This is a genomic window from Aquisalimonas sp., assembly GCF_007120195.1.
In the GTDB taxonomy this organism is placed as follows: Bacteria; Pseudomonadota; Gammaproteobacteria; order Nitrococcales; family Aquisalimonadaceae; genus Aquisalimonas.
Genome location: NZ_SKOG01000217.1, coordinates 1 through 18075, shown reverse-complemented (window position 1 = coordinate 18075; position 18075 = coordinate 1). Strand labels below are relative to the sequence as shown.

At 66.2% G+C, this 18075-nt stretch carries 16 protein-coding genes; 8 read left to right on the top strand and 8 right to left on the bottom strand.

Going from position 1 to position 18075, the window contains the following annotated elements:
- The coding region (locus QZT63_RS15410; RefSeq protein ID WP_290652381.1) for a TetR/AcrR family transcriptional regulator at positions 1-533 on the top strand (533 nt) is incomplete at its 5' end.
- Positions 534-536: 3 nt separating this feature from the next.
- Here QZT63_RS15410 and QZT63_RS15405 read toward each other — a convergent pair.
- The 8 genes from QZT63_RS15405 to QZT63_RS15370 form a co-directional block, all read right to left on the bottom strand.
- Positions 537-1721, bottom strand: a complete 1185-nt coding sequence (locus QZT63_RS15405) for a lipocalin-like domain-containing protein (protein WP_290652380.1) — start codon at positions 1719-1721, stop codon at positions 537-539.
- A 3-nt stretch (positions 1722-1724) separates the two neighbouring features.
- Positions 1725-4256: an ABC transporter permease gene (locus QZT63_RS15400; RefSeq protein ID WP_290652379.1), complete on the bottom strand. Its 2532-nt coding sequence runs from the start codon at positions 4254-4256 to the stop codon at positions 1725-1727.
- Positions 4256-4915 (bottom strand): ABC transporter ATP-binding protein, encoded by a 660-nt coding sequence (locus QZT63_RS15395; RefSeq protein ID WP_290652378.1) that lies wholly within the window; start codon positions 4913-4915, stop codon positions 4256-4258. Before QZT63_RS15395 ends, QZT63_RS15400 begins: the two co-directional genes overlap by 1 nt.
- Positions 4915-5103: a hypothetical protein gene (locus QZT63_RS15390; protein ID WP_290652377.1), complete on the bottom strand. Its 189-nt coding sequence runs from the start codon at positions 5101-5103 to the stop codon at positions 4915-4917. Before QZT63_RS15390 ends, QZT63_RS15395 begins: the two co-directional genes overlap by 1 nt.
- An 83-nt stretch (positions 5104-5186) precedes the next feature.
- Complete coding sequence (locus tag QZT63_RS15385; protein WP_290652382.1) at positions 5187-6212, bottom strand: metal-dependent hydrolase; 1026 nt, start codon at positions 6210-6212, stop codon at positions 5187-5189.
- Positions 6213-6411: 199 nt separating this feature from the next.
- Positions 6412-6762 (bottom strand): hypothetical protein, encoded by a 351-nt coding sequence (locus tag QZT63_RS15380; protein ID WP_290652376.1) that lies wholly within the window; start codon positions 6760-6762, stop codon positions 6412-6414.
- 137 nt (positions 6763-6899) lie between these two features.
- Positions 6900-7424, bottom strand: coding sequence for a macro domain-containing protein (locus tag QZT63_RS15375; RefSeq protein WP_290652375.1), 525 nt, complete (start codon positions 7422-7424; stop codon positions 6900-6902).
- 154 nt (positions 7425-7578) lie between these two features.
- Complete coding sequence (locus QZT63_RS15370; RefSeq protein ID WP_290652374.1) at positions 7579-8262, bottom strand: zinc metallopeptidase; 684 nt, start codon at positions 8260-8262, stop codon at positions 7579-7581.
- A gap of 200 nt (positions 8263-8462) precedes the next feature.
- Between QZT63_RS15370 and QZT63_RS15365 the strand changes: the two genes are divergently transcribed.
- From QZT63_RS15365 to QZT63_RS15335, 7 genes are all read left to right on the top strand, one after another.
- Positions 8463-8945 (top strand): ProQ/FINO family protein, encoded by a 483-nt coding sequence (locus QZT63_RS15365; protein WP_290652373.1) that lies wholly within the window; start codon positions 8463-8465, stop codon positions 8943-8945.
- 132 nt (positions 8946-9077) lie between these two features.
- Positions 9078-10262 (top strand): efflux RND transporter periplasmic adaptor subunit, encoded by a 1185-nt coding sequence (locus QZT63_RS15360; RefSeq protein ID WP_290652372.1) that lies wholly within the window; start codon positions 9078-9080, stop codon positions 10260-10262.
- Positions 10259-13327: an efflux RND transporter permease subunit gene (locus tag QZT63_RS15355; protein WP_290652371.1), complete on the top strand. Its 3069-nt coding sequence runs from the start codon at positions 10259-10261 to the stop codon at positions 13325-13327. The genes QZT63_RS15360 and QZT63_RS15355 overlap by 4 nt, the downstream gene beginning before the upstream one ends.
- Complete coding sequence (locus QZT63_RS15350; protein WP_290652370.1) at positions 13327-14988, top strand: TolC family protein; 1662 nt, start codon at positions 13327-13329, stop codon at positions 14986-14988. The genes QZT63_RS15355 and QZT63_RS15350 overlap by 1 nt, the downstream gene beginning before the upstream one ends.
- Before the next feature lie 136 nt (positions 14989-15124).
- Entirely contained in the window at positions 15125-16024 is a 900-nt protein-coding gene (locus QZT63_RS15345) for a zinc ABC transporter substrate-binding protein (protein ID WP_290652369.1), read from the top strand.
- A gap of 43 nt (positions 16025-16067) precedes the next feature.
- A complete protein-coding gene (locus QZT63_RS15340) occupies positions 16068-16847 on the top strand; it encodes a metal ABC transporter ATP-binding protein (protein ID WP_290652368.1) in 780 nt (259 codons plus the stop codon).
- Between the two features lie 5 nt (positions 16848-16852).
- A complete protein-coding gene (locus tag QZT63_RS15335) occupies positions 16853-17785 on the top strand; it encodes a metal ABC transporter permease (protein ID WP_290652367.1) in 933 nt (310 codons plus the stop codon).
- Positions 17786-18075 lie beyond the last annotated feature (290 nt).

Here is an 18075-nt window from a genome sequence, read left to right as displayed (position 1 = left end):
GGCGCCATGGATACGATGGTGTATCCATCGACACCATCGCACGGGCGGTGGGCCTGAGCAAAGGTGCGCTCTACTGGCACTTCGATGGCAAGGAGGCGCTGTTCAAGGAGTGCCTTCACGTCCTGGAGGCGCTATTCGAGGAACACATCACGGCACCGATGGCCGCAGCGCACACCCCGGCCGGGGGGCTCGATCAGTTCTTCCGGGGCGTCTCGTCGCTCGCCGCTGACCCGAGAATTGCCGACGGTGTCGCCGGTTACTGGCAAGAGCCCTCCAACGAGGCGATCAGCCGCGTTTTCCACGACCAACTCGGCAAGCAGGAAGACCGCCTCCGGCAGCTCCTGCGTCAGAGTCTCGAACAAACGGCGCGGGACATCGAGGTGCGTTCGGTCGCGAATATCGACATCAGCACCGAAACCCTGATGACCTTGATGATGGCCGTCGTCGTGCCGCTTCACCGCTGGGACGCAAGGATGCGGCATGCCATCATCGAGGAGCTACGCCGCACGGTGCTAAAGGCCTATGCCGGGTAGCAGTCAGTCGCCGGCATAGCCGGTCAGCTCCGCATAACCTCGCCCATCTGGCCCGTTATTGCCTGACACGCGCACGGCTCCCTCCCAGTAGCGGAAGGCGCTGCGCAGTTCCTGGTCGTCGAGGACCGCTTGCAGGTCCAGGTCCAATGCCTCGCTAGGCACCTGCATCCGCCATGCCACCGGGTAGCGGGTCCCCTCGGGGCTCTCCCAGTGGCGCCGCACCTCCAACTGCACGTCCTCCATCTCCAACACCCGGGACTCACCGTCCTCGGCAACCACCAGCCCCTTGCTGAACGGGTCCATGGAACCATCCTCCCGGCGCAGTTCGTAGAACATGAGATCGCGCCCGTCCTCGAGCTGTAAGGAAAACCAGTCCCACCCCACCTGATCCTCGCCGAGAGTGCTGGTTCCCCACTCGCGGTCCATCCATGCCTGGCCAACGACGGCATGGACCGTGTCCTCCACAGTGATCTGGCCCTCGGCGCCCAGGCGGGTGTACGAATAATAGCGCGAGGCATTGCCGGGCTCCGGCCCCTTGCGACTGTAGCCCTGGTCACCCTGCAGGACCAAAGGTTTCTCCGGCGTCAGCGTGATCTCCACGCCCAACTCGTTCGCTGGGAAACGCAACCGTAGCGGCATCATCCCGTGATCCTCACCCACCATCTCCCAGTCCTCGACCCACACCCGGAAGGGTTCCGCCACACCACCGGCCAGCCCTCCGGCGCCGCGGACGAAGCGCTCGCGATGGTGAAACTCACCGGACTCGGTGTCCGTCACCGCCAAGTGCCCCATCCAGACCTGGTTCGTGGCCAGCACGGCGTCGCGCTCGGGGGGATCCGGGGCCACATTGAAGCGAAACAGCGTCACTTGGAAGCCGAAGTGCCGGCCGCCGGCGTCGTGGACGTTGCCCGTGACATACCACCACTCGTGCCGGAAGTGCGGATGCGGGCCGTGGTCCGCAGGAAACTCCAGAGGCTCCGGACCGGTCACGCGGGCAAACCCGGCCGCGGCCTCCTCACCGGCCAGGGCGCCGGTGATATCGAACGCTTCCTCCGCCGGCGAGTCGTCTTCCAGCCCGCCCGATAGAATCTGCAGCATGATCACTACCAGCATCACGGCGGCCACGGTCAGCCCGAGCTGCCAACGCAGCCGGCGGCCGATGGGGGTATGGTCTTCGGCTGCTGGCATGGGTCACTCCTCCCGCATGGCCAGGGCCGGCGGGATGCGCGCCATCCGCCAGGCCGGGTACAGCCCCGCCACCAGGGCCGCCAGGAGCGCCAGGGCCAGGGCCTGCAACAGGATCCACGGGTCCACTGCCAACGCCATGGACCAGCCGAAGGAGCGCTGGTTGATGACCAGGATCAACGCGCCTGCGAGCCCCAGCCCCAGTGGGATGGCGAACAGCCCGCTGAGCAACCCGACGAGGGCGTTCTGCGCCGTGACCAGCACCCCGAGTTCGCGCGGCGTAACCCCTGTGGCGCGCAGGACGGCGTACTCCCGCGCGCGCTCCAGCGAGAGCGCCAGCAGCGCACTGAGCACACCCGTCACGGCGACGAGGATGGCAAGCATGCGCAACACCTGGGTGATGGTGAACGTCTGATCGAAGATCTCCAGGGACTGCTCACGTATCTCCCGGTTGGACTGAAACTGAAGATGCTGACCGCCCGCGGCAGCGGCCTGTAAGCGCTCGCGCAGGGTGTCCGTTTCGACACCACTGGCGGCGTACACGCCCAGACTGTCCACGGCGGCGTCGTCCCAGTATTGATCGTAAGTGCTGCGGTCCATGATGACAGCACCTTCCGAGGTGCCGTAATCATAGACCACCCCCGCCACGGGGAACTCACGCTCTCCTTGCCCCGTGGTCAGGGTCAGCCGGTCGCCCACACCCACATCCTGGTGCCAGGCATAGGGTTCGGTGACGAGCACCGCGTCGTCCTCACGGTACGCCTCCCAGGCCGCATCTGGGTCGCCGGCCCGGAAGTTGAAACCCCGCTCGGCCGCCGGCGGAATCTCGAACACGCGCAGCCGGGCCTCGTGGTCCCCGGCCCCCACTCGCACGAACCGTGAGCGGGTGACCAACTCGATCCCCTCGACGTCCAGCAACCGCTCGCGCTGTTCCACTTCCATGGCTCCGCCGCCGGGTACAGAGACGTAGACATCGGCATGCAGGGTGGCTTCCAGCCACTCGGCGAAGGTGGTGCGGAAGCTGTCCACCATGACGCCCACGCCGATTACCGCAGAGACCGCCACCATGAGCGCGGCCGCAGCGACGCCAGTGCGCGACAAGCTTGCCCCCACACCCCGGGCTGTCATGCGTCCGAGAAATCCGCCCACGGCCCCCAGCACCGGCGCGAGCCCCCTCACCGCGAGGGCGAGCAACGGCGGCACCAGCAGCGCCATCCCCAGGATCAGTGCGAACATGCCTCCGAAAGCCGGCACCAGGCTGCGCTCGGTCAGCGCCAGCAGCAGCACGCCCAGTGCGCCGAGGACAACACCACCGCCGGCCAACAGCGGCAACCAGCGCCGCCGGCTCTGCTCCAGGAAGGAGCGGCTCAGGGCGGCCCGAGGTGGAATGGCGGTTGCTTCGCGCGCCGGTGCCAGCGCCGCGACAATCGTCATGCCCACGCCCAGCGTGGCGCCGCGGACCAGGGGACCGGGGGAGATGTTCAACTCACGAACGGCGAGCGCGAAGTAGAGATCGTCGATGGTCCGCGTCACCAACTCCACCAGGACCGTCGCAAGCGCCATGCCGAGCAGCAGCCCGGCGATGGTGCCCACCACGCCGATGACGGCCGCTTCCAGCAAGATGGTGCGGAACAGCTCACCCCGGGTGGTCCCCGTGGCGCGCAGCATGCCCATCAGCTGACGCCGTTGCACCACTGAGAAGGTCATGGTGTTGTAAATCAAAAAGGCACCGACGACCAGCGCCAGCAGGCTGAACGCCTGCAGGTTGAGCTGGAACGCGTCCGTCATCTGGGCCAGCGTCTCGGCACGCTGGTCGGCGTCCACCAGGCGCGCACCCTGCGGGAGCATGGCCGCCACGGTGTCACGCGCATTCGCATCCAGCACCAGATCCACGCGATCCAGTCGCCCGCTGCGCCCCAGCAGCTCCTGGGCAGCGGCGATGTCCATGACCACCACGTCGCGCAGCCCGACGGCGTCCAGCTCGCGCTCCGGCTCCAGGCCCGCCAGGATGTGCAGCGTGTGATCGCGGCCCTCATGCTGCACTTCCAGGGCGTCGCCCACGCTCAGGCCCAGGCGCTCCAGATCCGCCGCGAGCATGACCGCCCCACCGGCGCGCGCAAGCAGATCCTCGGCGGAGACGGCGGCGGAAACCGCGCCCAGGGTGGGTCGCACCCCTGCCTCCGCAAAGACGTCAACGCCCAGAATGCGCAGGGTGCGACCCTCCTCGTGCGCAAGGCGCACAAACCCCTCCACCACCGGTGCCGAAGGCCGCACACCCGCCTCGGTGCGAAGCTCGACGTACCAGTCCTCGGGCAGTCCTTCCGGCCCGCCCACCACCTGATGGGTGGCCTCGCCAGTGAGCGCTTCGGTGGACAGGGTGAACGCACGCGACGCGCTCTGGTTGGCGAGATCCACCGCCACCACCACGGCCACGCCGATGGCCACGCCCAACAACGCCAGCGCAAGCTGCCAGGGATGGCGCCAAAGATAGCGCAGGCTGGCGCGCAGCAGCAGGGAGCGCGGTAACAATACCGCCATCAGGCGCCTTCTCTGCCCAGGCGGAGAATGCGATCCATGCGACCGGCCACCTCGAGACTGTGCGTCACCAAAACCACGGTGACCTTGCCCTGCCCCGTCAACTCGTCCAGCAGTGCCAGCACCTCTTCGGCGGTCTCACCGTCGAGGGTCCCCGTGGGCTCGTCGGCAAGCAGCACATCCGGTGCATGCACCAGGGCGCGGGCAATGGCGATGCGCTGTTGCTCACCCCCCGACAAGGCGTCGGGGAACGCCTCCCGCCGGTCGGCCAGACCCACCCGCCGCAGGAGCTCCAGGGCCCGTTCGCGGCCGGCGCGGTGGACGCCGCTGGTCATCTCCAGGGGCATGAGCAGGTTCTCGCCCACGGTCAGGGTCGGAATCAGATTGAAGAACTGGAAGATAAAGCCGATGTGATGCCGCCGGAACAGCGTGCGGTCCCGTTCGCTCATCGCGGTCAGTTCTGCATCGCCCACACGCACGCGCCCCGCATCAGGCACGTCCATGCCGCCGATGAGGTTCAGCAGCGTCGACTTGCCCACGCCGCTGCGACCAACCACGGCCAGGCGTTCGCCGGCGGTGACGCTCTCCGAGAAGCCATCCAGCACCACCCGGGAGCGGCCTCCCTCGGTAAAGGCCCTGGACACCTGCTCGAGACGAATCATCAGCGCGCCTCGGCCCGTTCTCTGCCACAGCGCCGACAACGCCTCACTGTGACCAGCCGGCCCTGCTTCACATCAAATCGGGAGTCACTGACCACCTCCCATTTGTGGCGCCCGGCGCGACACAGGGTATCGCCCTCACGCTTGCGCTGCCGGCGTTGCCGGCGCTGCAGGGAAATCACATCGGCCATGGTTCGCCCTCGGTCAGCAAACAGTGCCCGCATTGTGCACGAGCCCGATGTATTCGTGCGCAGGAGGGGATGTAAAGTTCCGCTCACCGCCCCTGCAACCGCTCCCAGAGCGCCCGTGCGGTGGCCCTGTCGCGCTCCCGCTCGACCTCGAGGCTGAGCGTTTCGATATCCACGGGGCCATCCGGGCCGTCGGGCGCCACAATGCGGTAGGTGAATACGTGTGGCCGGTCGTCTTCGAGCCACTCGAAGGCCTGGCCATAGCGGAGGTCCCGAAACAGCAACGCGCCGTCCTCCTCGGCCATCTGGTAGTACCCCTCGGAGACCTGCAACAGGTCCTGCACGACGGCTGCCCCGCGGTAGGGGTCCAGCAGGTGGCCACGACGCTCGAAACGGACAAAGTCCTCGGGCGGCCCATCGTCCAGCCACGAGTGGAACCCCACCCAGTAGCCGTCCTCCACTTCGGCAATGCCGCGCCAGAGGATGTTGTTGAACACCGTGGGCTTGACGAACAGCCGCTGGTGCTCGATGCCCGCTTCCGCCAACCCCGCCTCGAATACATCGGTGACGTACGACTTGTGAGCGAGGGTGAAGGCCAGGTACGCACTGGACACGGCCACCCCCACCCACGCGAGGATCTGCCGCCAACGTGACTCACGGCGAAACCAAACGAAAACCGGCACCGTCAGCAGCAGCGCCGCAGTGTACAGCGGGTCGATCACCGAAATACTGGCCAATGCCACGGCGTGATCACTGAAGGGCAGGAACAGCTGGATGCCGTAGGAGGTGAAGGCGTCGATGACCAGGTGGCTGAGCAGCACCAGCCACGCCATCAGCGCCCAGCCCCGCCAGCCCACGCCAGACCCATTGTGCAACCGGGCGAGGAGCCATCCCATTAATGGCGCCAGCAGGGTAACGAACAGCAGCGAATGGGTAATGCCGCGGTGAAATGTCAGTGCCGCGGCATCACCCATCATTGCGCCAATGGGGACATCGATATCCGGAATCAGGGACACCGCCGCCCCCCAGGCGACGGCGGCGTTGCCGGCTCGCCGCCCCAAGGTTAGCTGACCAATTGCGCCGCCGATCAGCAGGTGGGAAACGGTATCGATACACTCACCTCATTGCGGGCACACGGCGTCGGGCGCTAGTGTCTTGTCCCGTAAATAAGTTGCGAAAATTGACGTGGATCCTGACGGTTCCTGGCAAGGCGCGCCGACGAGGCGTAGCGGGGACTACGGCGAGGAAGCGCAACGCCGCCAGGGGCCGTCAGGGCCGCGATAATCGTAACGTTATTTGCGGGACAGAACACTAGGCGGCCAGTCCAAGGAAAAATGGCGCGTAGGCCAGCACCAGCACCAACGCCACCAAGAGCTCGGTACGCAGGCTCAGCCGCAATCGTGCACGCGTCGCCTCATCGGCATCGCTCATCATGACACGGGACATTAGGGCATCCAGTAACAGCCCCGTGAGAAACAACGGCGCCACTGTCGGCATGAGCACCGTTTCGATGAAGCCCCAGCCTTCATAGACGACCCGCACACCCGGGGGCGGCGCCATAACCATGACGAACACGGCGCCAAGGATCAGGGCGCTGCGAAGCATCCCGAGCTGACGGAAGAAACCACCCACCACACTGCCGAAGGCTTGCAAGTACGCCATGCGATCGCTCAGAGAATGCCCCGTCGGAGGTTACCAGTTGGCGGGTCTACCGGCACGAGCCCTGGCGAGCATGACACGCAGACCGAGACCATACCTCGGCGTTGAGGGCGCGCCACACAGGCCTACTCGGCGACCGGTCAAACCGCGTTCAAAACGGCATCAAATGCCTGCCGATCAGCGTCGGAGAAGAAGACAAACCGGATCAACTCAGGCGGTGACTGCAAGGTCTCCAGTGTGTCGTCCACGGCATCCACAGCCACCCGCGCAGCCTCTTCGAAAGGATAGCCGAACGCCCCAGTCGATAGCGCCGGGAACCCGATCGCCCGCATGCCATGCCGCTCGGCCAGGCGCAAAGCGTTGCGATAGCAGTCCGTAAGCAGGGCATCCGACGGCTCGTCGATACCATAACGCGGGCCGAGGCAGTGAATAATCCAGCGATTTGGCAACCCGAAGCCATCGGTGACCACAGCCTCGCCCGGGGAAATGGGGGCAAGGGGGCGGCAGGCATCGATCAGCTCCCGCCCGGCGGCACGATGAATGGCCCCGGCAACGCCGCCACCGGGCATCAACTGTGCGTTGGCCGCGTTCACCACGGCATCCAGGTCGCTCTGAGCCGTGATATCACCCGTCACGGTCTCGAGTTTGGTGCTACCTCTTTCCACGTCCTTTCAACCCTACACCGCTGCCGCTTGAGAGCTTAAGAATAGCAGGACACGAAACAACAAAAAAACCAATGGACCGCTCCCGCAAGCCCGCTGTGCCCGCAACGTGTAGTACCGGGCCACAGTGCCTTGGCCAGGCGTACTCAATGGCCACTCACGGGCGTAGCAGCCGCAACCAAAGCCAGATATTGAGCAGCGACATGGCGGCAGCGGAGACGTAGGTCAGCGCGGCGGCACGCAGTATGCGGCGCGCATGGGGCCGGTCCTCCGGCCGCAGGTAACCGGCCTCGAGCAAAGGTAAAGCACGCCGGAAACTGGCGTCCAGTTCCGTCGGCAATGTCACCAGATGGACCAGTACCCCCATCGCCAGGCCGCCCAACCCCAGCGCCACCATCGGCACGAGCAACGCCGGCGAGCGCGTCAGCGCCAGCAGCACCGGCAGACTCAGCAGCAGGGCGACCCCCATCCGTTGGCCGGCGGATGCCCAACGAGCAAGGCGCGTGCGCCAGTGAAGGGGCCGATATCCCATGGCGTCCTGAACCGCGTGACCAACTTCATGGGCCGCTACCGTCACCGCGGTCAGCGAACGACCGTCGTGATTGTCCGAGCTAAGCCGCACACACTGGCCCAGGGGATCGTAATGATCGCCCTGCTGCGTCTTTTCGACGCGGACTTCGGATAGCTCAAGCCGGTCGAGCAGATGGCGGGCCAGTTCTGCCCCTGTTCCTTGATACCGATCAGCCGGCCTATGATAGCGACGCATCACCCAGCGCACCCATAGCCCGGGCACGCTGGCCGCGACCAGAATCACGCCCGCCAGAATCAACAGGACCAACATTGCGTCGCCTTACCCCTCCCTAATCTGTCAGGAACCCTGAGCCATGTGCCAACGGCATCCAGTCTTTCGGCTCGCCATACCAGAGACACTTTGGTTAGCATACCGGGCACAGCGAGTTCAGTTCAGCCGAACCGCATCAGGGGCGGTCGATTGCGGAGAGATCCCGACACTGCGTGCGGGACCATCAGGACCAATACACCATGGCAACCACAGCAAGTCAGAAGCAGCAGCGCGCCGAACGCACGCGGGCATTTCTCGGGGAGCTCGTGCTGCGCTACCCGGCCTGCTTTACCCAGGATCGCAATCAAATCCGCCCTTTAGCCATCGGCATCCAGCACAGCCTGCGTGAGGATCTTAACCAGGACCCCGCATTCGAAGGCACACCCGCATGGCTGATCCGCCAGGCCCTGGCGCTTTACACCCGCAGCCCGGCCTACCTGGAAGCGACCATCGCGCGGCGCAACCGCATACACTTAGACGGCAGTGATGCCGGTGAGGTCAGCGACGAAGCCGTGGATTACGCCCAGGCGCGCCGGGATGAACAGAAGGAACGACGCGCCGCCAGACGGAAGGAGGCGGCCAAGGCCGCCAAGGCCGCCAAGCCGGCACGGCCGCGCAAACCCACCGCAGAAGAGCGCAAGCAAAAGAAGCTCGAGGCACTGGCGCGAAAATTCAACGCCTGATTTCCGGGAACGTGAACCGCGCCGCAGTCGCATCCCCGCCAATAATGAACGCTGGCGCCTTTACGGGGTCCACTATGCGTCCCCCTGCAGTGACGGCGTGCCCTGGGCACCCCACACAATCATGGATTCCTAATGTTCCGCTCCGTCGGTGTCGTTCTGGCCTTAGGCCTCGTGCTGGCCCTAGCCATCTGGTGGACCGCCGAGGAACAATTCTCCGGGGGGACCGACCTCGATGGGCCGCGCCCCGTCGCGGTGGATGCCGTCAACGTCGAGACACGGGCACTGACGGAGCGGGTGCGATTCAGCGGCTCACTGGCCGCGGCCACCCGAGTCGGTATCGCTTCGCGTGTGACCGGGCGCCTCGACCGGTTGCATGTTGACCTGGGCGACACGGTTGCACCGGGTGACCTGTTAGCCGAGCTGGACGACCAGGAATTCCGCCAGAAACTGGCCCAGGCTCGCGCCGAGCACCTTGTGGCCAGGGCCAGCGTGAATGAGGCGGAAGCAGCCATGGAGGCCGCTGAGCGAAGGCTGCGGCGCACGGGCGAACTCCGCGAGCAGCGGATCGCGTCCGAGGCTGAACTGGAGGCCGCGGAGACGGAGGTGCGCGCAGAGCGGGCCCGTCTGGAGCTGGCCCAGGCCCAGGTAATCCAACGGGAAGCCGCCGTGCGTTCGGCGGAAATCCGGCTCGGGTACACGCGCATTCACGCCAATCGCCATGAGAATGGCACGACGCAACTGGTGGCGGAACGCCTCGCCGATCCGGGTTCCATCATCCAGGCGAACGAGCCGCTACTCACGTTGGTGGGCCTCGATCCGCTGCGCGCTGTCATCTTTGTTACCGAGCGGGATTACCCGCGACTGCAACGCGGCCAGACCGTGTGGCTGCGCAGTGATGCCCACCCGCAGGTGACCTTCGAAGGCCGCATCGCCCGCCTCGCCCCGGTCTTCCGCGAGGACTCCCGCCAGGCGCGGGTGGAGATCGAGATTCCCAACCCGGAGGAACGCCTGCGTCCGGGGATGTTTGTGGACGCCCGCGTGGTAACCGGCGGGCGTAAGCAGGCCTCGGCCGTACCCTCGGACGCACTGCTCGAGCGTGACGGCCAGCGTGGAGTTTTCCAGCTCACGGAGGACAAGGACGGCCAGCGGGCACGATTCCTGCCCGTGCGCACGGGAATACGGGACGGTGACTGGGTGGAGATCCGCGACCCCGAACTCGATGGGCGCGTGATCACGTTGGGGCGACACCTACTCACGGATGGAACCCCGGTCCGCGTGGCCGAGGACACGGCCGATGTGGCGGAGAGCGCCCGGTGAGTCCGGCCGGTTTTACGGTCCGACGGCCGGTCCTGACCCTGATGATCACCCTGATCGCGGTGACCGTCGGCCTGATGGCGCTGGCGCGACTGCCCATCGACCTACTGCCCGATATCACCTACCCCACGATTATGGTGACGACAAGTTACGACGAAGCCGGGCCGGAGGAAGTGGAGCAGCTCATTACCCGCCCGGTGGAGGAGGCGGTTTCCGCGGTTCCCGGGGTGCAGGAGGTTAACTCCACGTCCTCGCAAGGCAGTAGCAACGTGCGCGTCGCGTTCGGCTGGGGCACCAACCTCGAGGAGGCCACCAACGACATCCGCGACCGGCTGGACCGGATCATCGACGGCCTGCCAGATGACGCCACCCGGCCCCAGGTGCGCAAGTTCGATGCCGCTGATACACCCATCCTGCTCATCGGCGTGGCCGCACCGCTCGACCCCATCGAGCTGCGCCAGCTGGTGGACGAGCGCATTCGCCCGCGCCTGGAGCGCCAGGAGGGCGTGGCCGCCGTGGATGCTTGGGGCGGGTTGGAACGCGAGATCCGGGTCGAGGTGGAGCCGGAACGCCTGCAGGCCCTGGGTCTTGATCTCCAGAATGTTCGGGACGCCATCCGGGAGGCCAATGTCATCCTCCCCGGCGGCGATATCCTGGACGGCCGCTTCGAGACCCGGGTCCGCACACCCGGGGAGTTCCGCAACGTGGAGGAAATCGGCGCCACCGTGCTCGATGTGCGCGACGGGGCATCGGTGACCCTGAACCAGATCGGCGCCGTTCGCGACACCCATCAGCGCATCTCGCGCATCATTCGCATCAACGAGGCGCCGGGCCTGCGGCTGGCGGTACGCAAGCAGTCCGACGCCAATACCGTGGAAGTCGCCCGCCGGGTGAATGCCGAGATCAGGCGGCTGAATCAGGACTACCCGCAGCTGCAAATCGTTCCGGCCGTGGACAACGCCGTTTTTATCCAGCGCTCCATCGACAACGTCAGCCGCTCCATACTCTATGGCGGCAGCCTGGCGGTGCTGGTACTGCTGTTCTTCCTGCGCAACATCGCCTCCACTCTGGTTGCAGCGACCGCGATCCCAGTGTCGGTCATCACGACCTTCGCGCTGGTGTACTTCGGCGGTTTTACGCTCAATCTCATGACCCTGGGTGGTTTGGCGCTGGGCGTGGGCCTGATGGTGGACAACGCCATCGTGGTGATCGAGAACATCACCCGCCGCCGGCGCGATCTGGGCGAGGCGCAGGCGCTGGCCGCGGTGGCCGGCACCGGCGACGTGAGTGCGGCCATCATCGCCAGCACGCTCACCACGCTGGCCATCTTTCTGCCCATGTTCTTCGCCCAGGAACTGGCAGGGGTGTTGTTCCGGCAGCTCGCCTACGTGGTCGCCTTTGCGCTGTTCTGCTCGCTGCTGGTCGCCCTCACCCTCGTTCCCATGCTGATGGCGCGCCCTTTCATGGAGCGGGCAGCGGCACCTGCGCTGTTGCAGCCATTGGCGCAGGGCTGTGGCCGCGTGGTCACTGCACTGGAGCGGGCGTATTTGCGTGCCCTCGAATGGGTCCTGGGAAACCGCGCGGCGGTCCTGCTCGGGGTCGTGATCCTGTTTGCCGCCGCCATCGCCGTCGTACCACGGCTCGGCACAGAGTTCATGCCCGCCACCGACGATGGCGAAGTGCGCGTGAGCTTCGATATGGAACCGGGAACGCGCCTGGAACTCATCGACAAGCAGGTGCAACGCGCGGAGGCCATCATCTACGACGCGGTGCCGGAGCTGGAGAATGTGGTGGTGAGCGTGGGCGCCTCCCCGTTCCGCGCCAGCTCCCCGGCGCGTGCGGACATCCGCATGAGCCTCGTGCCCCAGGCACAGCGCAGCAGGAGCAGCGATGAGATCGCCGACGCTCTGCGTCAACGTCTCAGAGATACCACCGGCGCCACGGTACGTGTCCGTGCGGGCCAGGGCATGGTGTTCCGGCGTCTCGGTGGTGAGGGCGAGGAACAGCTGGAAATCGAAATCCAGGGCTTCGAGCTGGAGACACTGGACGCCGTTGCCGACGAGATCGCGCAGCGGCTGGACAACGTTGATGGCATTACCGACATCGGCCAGGCCCGGGAGGATGGCACGCCGCAGGAACTGGTGCGGGTCAACCGCGAGCGCGCCGCAGACTTGGGGCTCAGTGTCGGGCGCGTGGCCCGTGCCATCGAGACGGCGGTGGGCGGCAGCACCACAGGCCAATTCCGGGACGGCGGCAGCGAGCACCCCATCCGCGTCCAGCTGCGCGACGCGCGCCAGCTTAGCACCGACGACCTGCTGGCGTTCACAATCCCGGGGCCCGACGGCAACGCCATTGCGCTGCGCAATGTGATCGCGCTGGAATCCAGCGCAGGCCCCATCCAGATCTTCCGCAAGGAGCAACAGCGGCTGAACACCGTCTCGGCCAACGTCTCCGGCCGCGATCTCGGTTCGGTGGTGGCCGACGCCCGCGAAGCGCTGTCGGATATGCCCCTGCCCCGCGGGGTGGACGTGATCTTCGCCGGCGACTACGAGGAACAGGAGGCCGCGTTTTCGGAGCTGGGGTTCGCCATGCTGATGGCGGTAATCCTGGTCTACATGGTGCTCGCCAGCCTGTACGAATCCTTCCGTGATCCACTCATCGTCATGGGGGCCGTCCCCATGGCGGCGATCGGTGTGGTCGGCCTGCTGCTCGCCACGGGCACGACACTCAACACCCAATCGTTGATCGGTTGCATTATGCTGGTCGGGATCGCCGTCAATAATGCCATTTTGCTGGTGGATCAAAGCGGCAGACTGCGCGGCGCTGACGGCATGGGTGTGGGGGCCGCCGTACGGGAAGCGGCCCGCCGCCGCCTGCGCCCGATCCTGATGACCTCACTGACCACGATTCTTGCCCTCTTCCCGCTGGCGCTTGGGGTGGGTGAAGGGGGTGAGGCGCAGGCCCCCATGGCCCGGGCAGTCATCGGCGGGCTGCTCAGTTCCACGGTGATCGCCCTGTTCGTCATCCCCGTGCTTTACACCCTGTTCCATCGGGAGCGCCATCGATAATGCGCCGCACCGCGATACTTGCCGCCATGATTGTCGCGCTGGCCGCACCGTTGGCACTCGCCGAAACACCTGGCAGCGCAGCCCGGGATTTTGTCGACACCCGCCCGGTCGACCCCGAGCTCCCGCAGCCGGCAGACTCCGACGCGCGCCTGGACCGGGAGCGTGTTCGTCCCGAGGCCGCCGGCGAACTCGACCTGTCGCTGCCCATGGACTGGACCGGCCCCGAACCGTTGCACGATATGCCCCTGGCGCTGTCGGTGGAAGATGCCGTGTTTCTTGCACTCAGGCACAACCGTTCCCTGACCACGGAGCAGCTGCAGCCCGCGATCGCCGGCACCTTCGAGGCTGTGGAGCGCGCCGTGTTCGATCCGGTGGTCTTCGCGGAAGCAAGCACGGGTCGGGAGCGGGCCGTGCAGCAGTTCCAGGAACTCGACGTCGCCCCCGCTGAGCGGCGAACTGCCACCGAACGCATCGACAGCGGTGTGCGCCAGCGACTGCGCACCGGCACTGATCTCGAACTGTCCGTGAGCAGTGACCGTTCTGACCGCTCCGGCGTCCAGGAGCAGTACGCCAGCCGCCTCGGCGTTACCCTGACCCAGGCCCTGCTCCGGGGCGGGCGCATCGAGTCCAATCTCGCCAGCCTCCGCCAGGCGGAGATCGACACCTTGGCCAGCGTCTACGAACTCCGGGGCTTCGCGGAAGCCCTCGTCGCCGAGGTGGAGGGCACCTACTGGGACTACGTGCTGGCCAACGAGCGGGTGCGCATCTTCGAGGAAGCGCTGGACGTTGCCGAACGGCAACTTGAAGAGACCCGCCGGCGCATCGCCGTCGGCGACCGCCCGGAGACCGACGAGACATCCGCGCAGGCGGAAGTGGCCCTGCGCCGGCAGGGGTTAATCGACGCCCGCAGTGGCCGTGAGAGTTCGCGGCTGGCGCTGCTGCGGCTCATGAATCCACCGGGTGCGAGCTGGGACACGGCGCTGGACCCCCAGGACGAGCCCGACGTGGTCGACTTGCCCTTGGGCGAAGTCGGCGAACATGCCCAGCTGGGGCGCAGCCTCAGGCCCGACCTCAACGAAGCCCGCCTGCAGATACAACGCGGCGAGCTGGAAGTGGTCCGCACCCGTGCCGGTATGCTGCCGCGCCTGGACTTCTTCGTCACCCTGGGCAAGACCGGCTTCGCCGACAGCTTCGGCGACTCCTGGCGCGACCTGGACGGCTCCGGTTACGACTTTCGCGCCGGTATCCAGGTAGAAACCCCGTTGCGCCGCCGCGCCGAGCGTGCCCAGCATGACCGCGCACGGTTTAGCCGCGAGCAGGCGGGCGAAGCCGTCGGCAACCTGCGCCAGCTCGTCGACCTGGACGTGCGTATCGCCTGGCTCGAAGTGGAGCGCACCCGCGAACAGGTGGACGCCGTCGCCTCCACGCGCCAGTTGCAGGAAGAAGTCCTGCGCGCCGAGCAGGCGCGCTTCGAAGTGGGCGAGACCACGGCCATCGTCGTCGCCCAGGCCCAGCGCGACCTCCTGGAAAGCCAGTTGGAGGAAATCGACGCTGCCGCCTCCTGGCGCCGGGCCGTTACCGAACTCCATCGGCAGAGCGGCACCCTCCTGCTGCGCCGCGGCATCCGCATGTCCGGGGACGAGGAAGTCGTGGTCCGCTAACCCACGGCTACACCCGGGGCGACCACAGAGCCCGGTATCAAGGGGATCACAGCATTTAAGCCCGATCAACATTGACTTCACAACGGCTGTAGCTGTCATAATGAGTGATAATTAGACTCACTCTAAAGGATCACGCATGCGCTTCATCGTCAGTCTTCTCCTCGGCCTGATCATGGCCGTGGCACCCGCCCAGGCCGCAGATGGTAGTGACCGGCTGAAAGTGGTGGCCACCTTCTCCATCATCGCGGACCTCACGGAGCGCGTCGCCGGTGACGCCATTGAGCTGTCCTCGCTGACGCCGGTCGGCGCCGAAGTCCACGAATGGGAACTCAATGCGCGCAACTTCGCAGCGCTGGAAGAGGCGGACGTGGTCTTCTACAACGGCTACAACCTGGAGCAGTGGATGGGCCAGGTTCGCGCGACAGTGCGCGATGGCACACCGATTATTCCGGTCGCCGAGGACAGCGGCTGGGAGACCCTGGGGATCGTCACGGGCGACCTTGAGGGCAGACCCGACCCCCACTTGTGGATGGACCCGCGGGCCGCAGCGGCCTACGGTCACGTCATTGCCGAGACATTGAGCGAACTCGACCCGGAGCGTGCCCACTCCTTCCGCGACGGAGCGAAGGCACTGGAACGGGAGCTCGATGAACTGTACGCAGACATCAAGGACACACTCGCGGCCATCCCCGATGCGCAGCGCATGCTGATCACCAGCGAAGCCGCCTTCCTCTACTTCGCCGACGCCTTCGACTTCGAGCACGACGGCATCTGGGGCACAAACTCCGAGGAGGAAGGCACCCCCCAGCAGCTCGCCCGGGTGATGGACGTCATCCGCGAACGTCAACCCAAGGCCATCTTCTGGGAGAGCACCATCTCCGACCGGCACGTGCGCAGCATCTCCGGCGACACGGGCGTGCCCTACCACGGGCCGCTTTACGTGGACTCCCTGGGCAACCCGGGTGACGACGCCGACACCTACACCGCCATGATGCGCTACAACGCGCGCCTACTGGCCGAGAAGCTGGCCCCGTGACGCCGTGGTAGCCGAGCCCGCCTATTCCCGGAGTTTTGAGAACATGAGCGCGGTCTCGGTCTCTGGGCTCACCGCCGCCTATGATGGCGCGCCTGTGCTGGATGACGTCTCCTTCGAGTTGGGAGCTGGCCAGTGGCACGCCGTCATCGGCCCCAACGGCTCCGGCAAGACCACGCTGCTCACCATTGTGGCGGGCTCCCTGAGCCCGGTCCGCGGCGAGGTCAAACTGTTCGGGGGGGACCCCGCGGCGTGCCGCCGCCGCAGCCAGGTTGCCTACATGCCACAGCACGAAAACCTGGAGTGGGACTTCCCGGTATCCGTTTGGGACACAGTCATGACGGGCCGCTACGGCCACATGCGCCGCGACCCCCTGTTCCGCCGATTCCTTCCGGCGCGCCTGAGCGCCTCACGCCACCATGCGATCTGCCAACAGGCCCTCGAAGAAGTGAAAATGGACCACCTCGCCCGGCGGCCCATCGGTCAGCTCTCAGGCGGGCAAAAAAAACGCGTCCTGCTTGCGCGCATGCTCGCCCAGGAAGCACCGCTGGTGCTGCTGGACGAACCCTTGGTGGGCCTGGATAAGGACAGCCGCCGCCTGATACTGGATGTGCTGCGGCGCCAGCGCCAGCAGGGTCAGACCATCGTCATGGTCACACATGACCTGGTGAACACCCTCAAGTACGCCGACCAGGTCATGCTGCTGAACCGCTCCCTGATCGCTATTGGGCCACCGGCGCAGATGCTCCAGGACGAGATGCTCACGCGCACTGCGGCGGCCAACTGGCTTGACCGGGCACCGGCGCTGGAACAGGAGGACGCGTAACCGCAATGGCCGACGGATTCGACGACGCCAGCCGCCAAATCGTCGATGTGCTGCTGAGCGGCCTGATGGGGGTGGTCGGCCTGCTGCCCGAGGCGATCGCCGCGCCCTTTCAATACGCCTTCATGCAGCGCGCGCTGCTCACGGCGTTGGTGGTGGGCGCGACCTGCGGCATGCTCTCGTGTTTCATTGTGCTGAAACGCTGGTCGCTGCTCGGGGATGCGATCTCCCATGCCGTGTTGCCTGGGGTGGCCATTGCCTATCTGGTGGGTTGGCCGTTTTTCGTCGGCGCGTTCATCACCGGCGCACTGACCTCGCTCGGGATCGGTGCCATCGAGCGGCACACCCGCCTCAAGGCCGACGCCGCCATGGGCGTGATGTTCACCGCCGCATTTGCAATCGGCGTGGTGATCATCAGTCAGATCGCCACCAGCACCCATCTGATGCACATCCTGTTCGGCAACGTGCTGGGGGTGCAGCCTGCGGCGCTGCTGCTGACCTTGATTGCCGGACTCATCGCGGTGGCGGCCGTGGTGCTCTTCTACAAGGAATTTCTGCTCTACACCTTTGATCCGGTGCAGACCCGCGCGCTGGGCTTCAACTCCGGGCGCATCCACTACGGCCTGATCCTGCTGCTGACGCTCACGATCGTGGCGAGCCTGGAGACCGTGGGAATCATTCTTGTGGTGGCCATGCTGGCGACGCCGGGCGCCACCGCCCATCTGCTGACCGACCGCCTGCCGGTGATGCTCGCCATCGCCATCGGGGTGGGCGTCATCTCCGCCGTCGTCGGACTGTACCTGGCGTTCTACTTCAACCTCGCCTCGGGCGGCAGCATCGTGATTGTGGCTTCGGCGCTGTTCCTGCTGGCGCTGATCTTCTCGCCGCGGCACGGGTTGCTACGGCGGTGGTTCCGGGATGTGTCGCTGCGCCGGGCCTAGCAGGCCGCTGAAAAAGCCGCCTGCTAGGCCCGGACAGGAATGTCCGGCCGCAGATCAAGCACTTGTAGTGCGCGATCTGGCGTAGCTACGCCCCGGCATGTACTGGGCGGCTACTCGAGAGCGTCGTCCCGGCCTGGAGGCGGCACTGGTAGCGACAACGCGAGCACTGGAAGTAGACTCCCCCTCACGGCGACAGCGCGAGGTGCGGGCTGCCTGGCAGTGGGGATAGAAAAAACCCCGAGGCCAACGGGCGCGCTCAGGCGCTGCCTCACAACCCGCTTCGGTGCCAT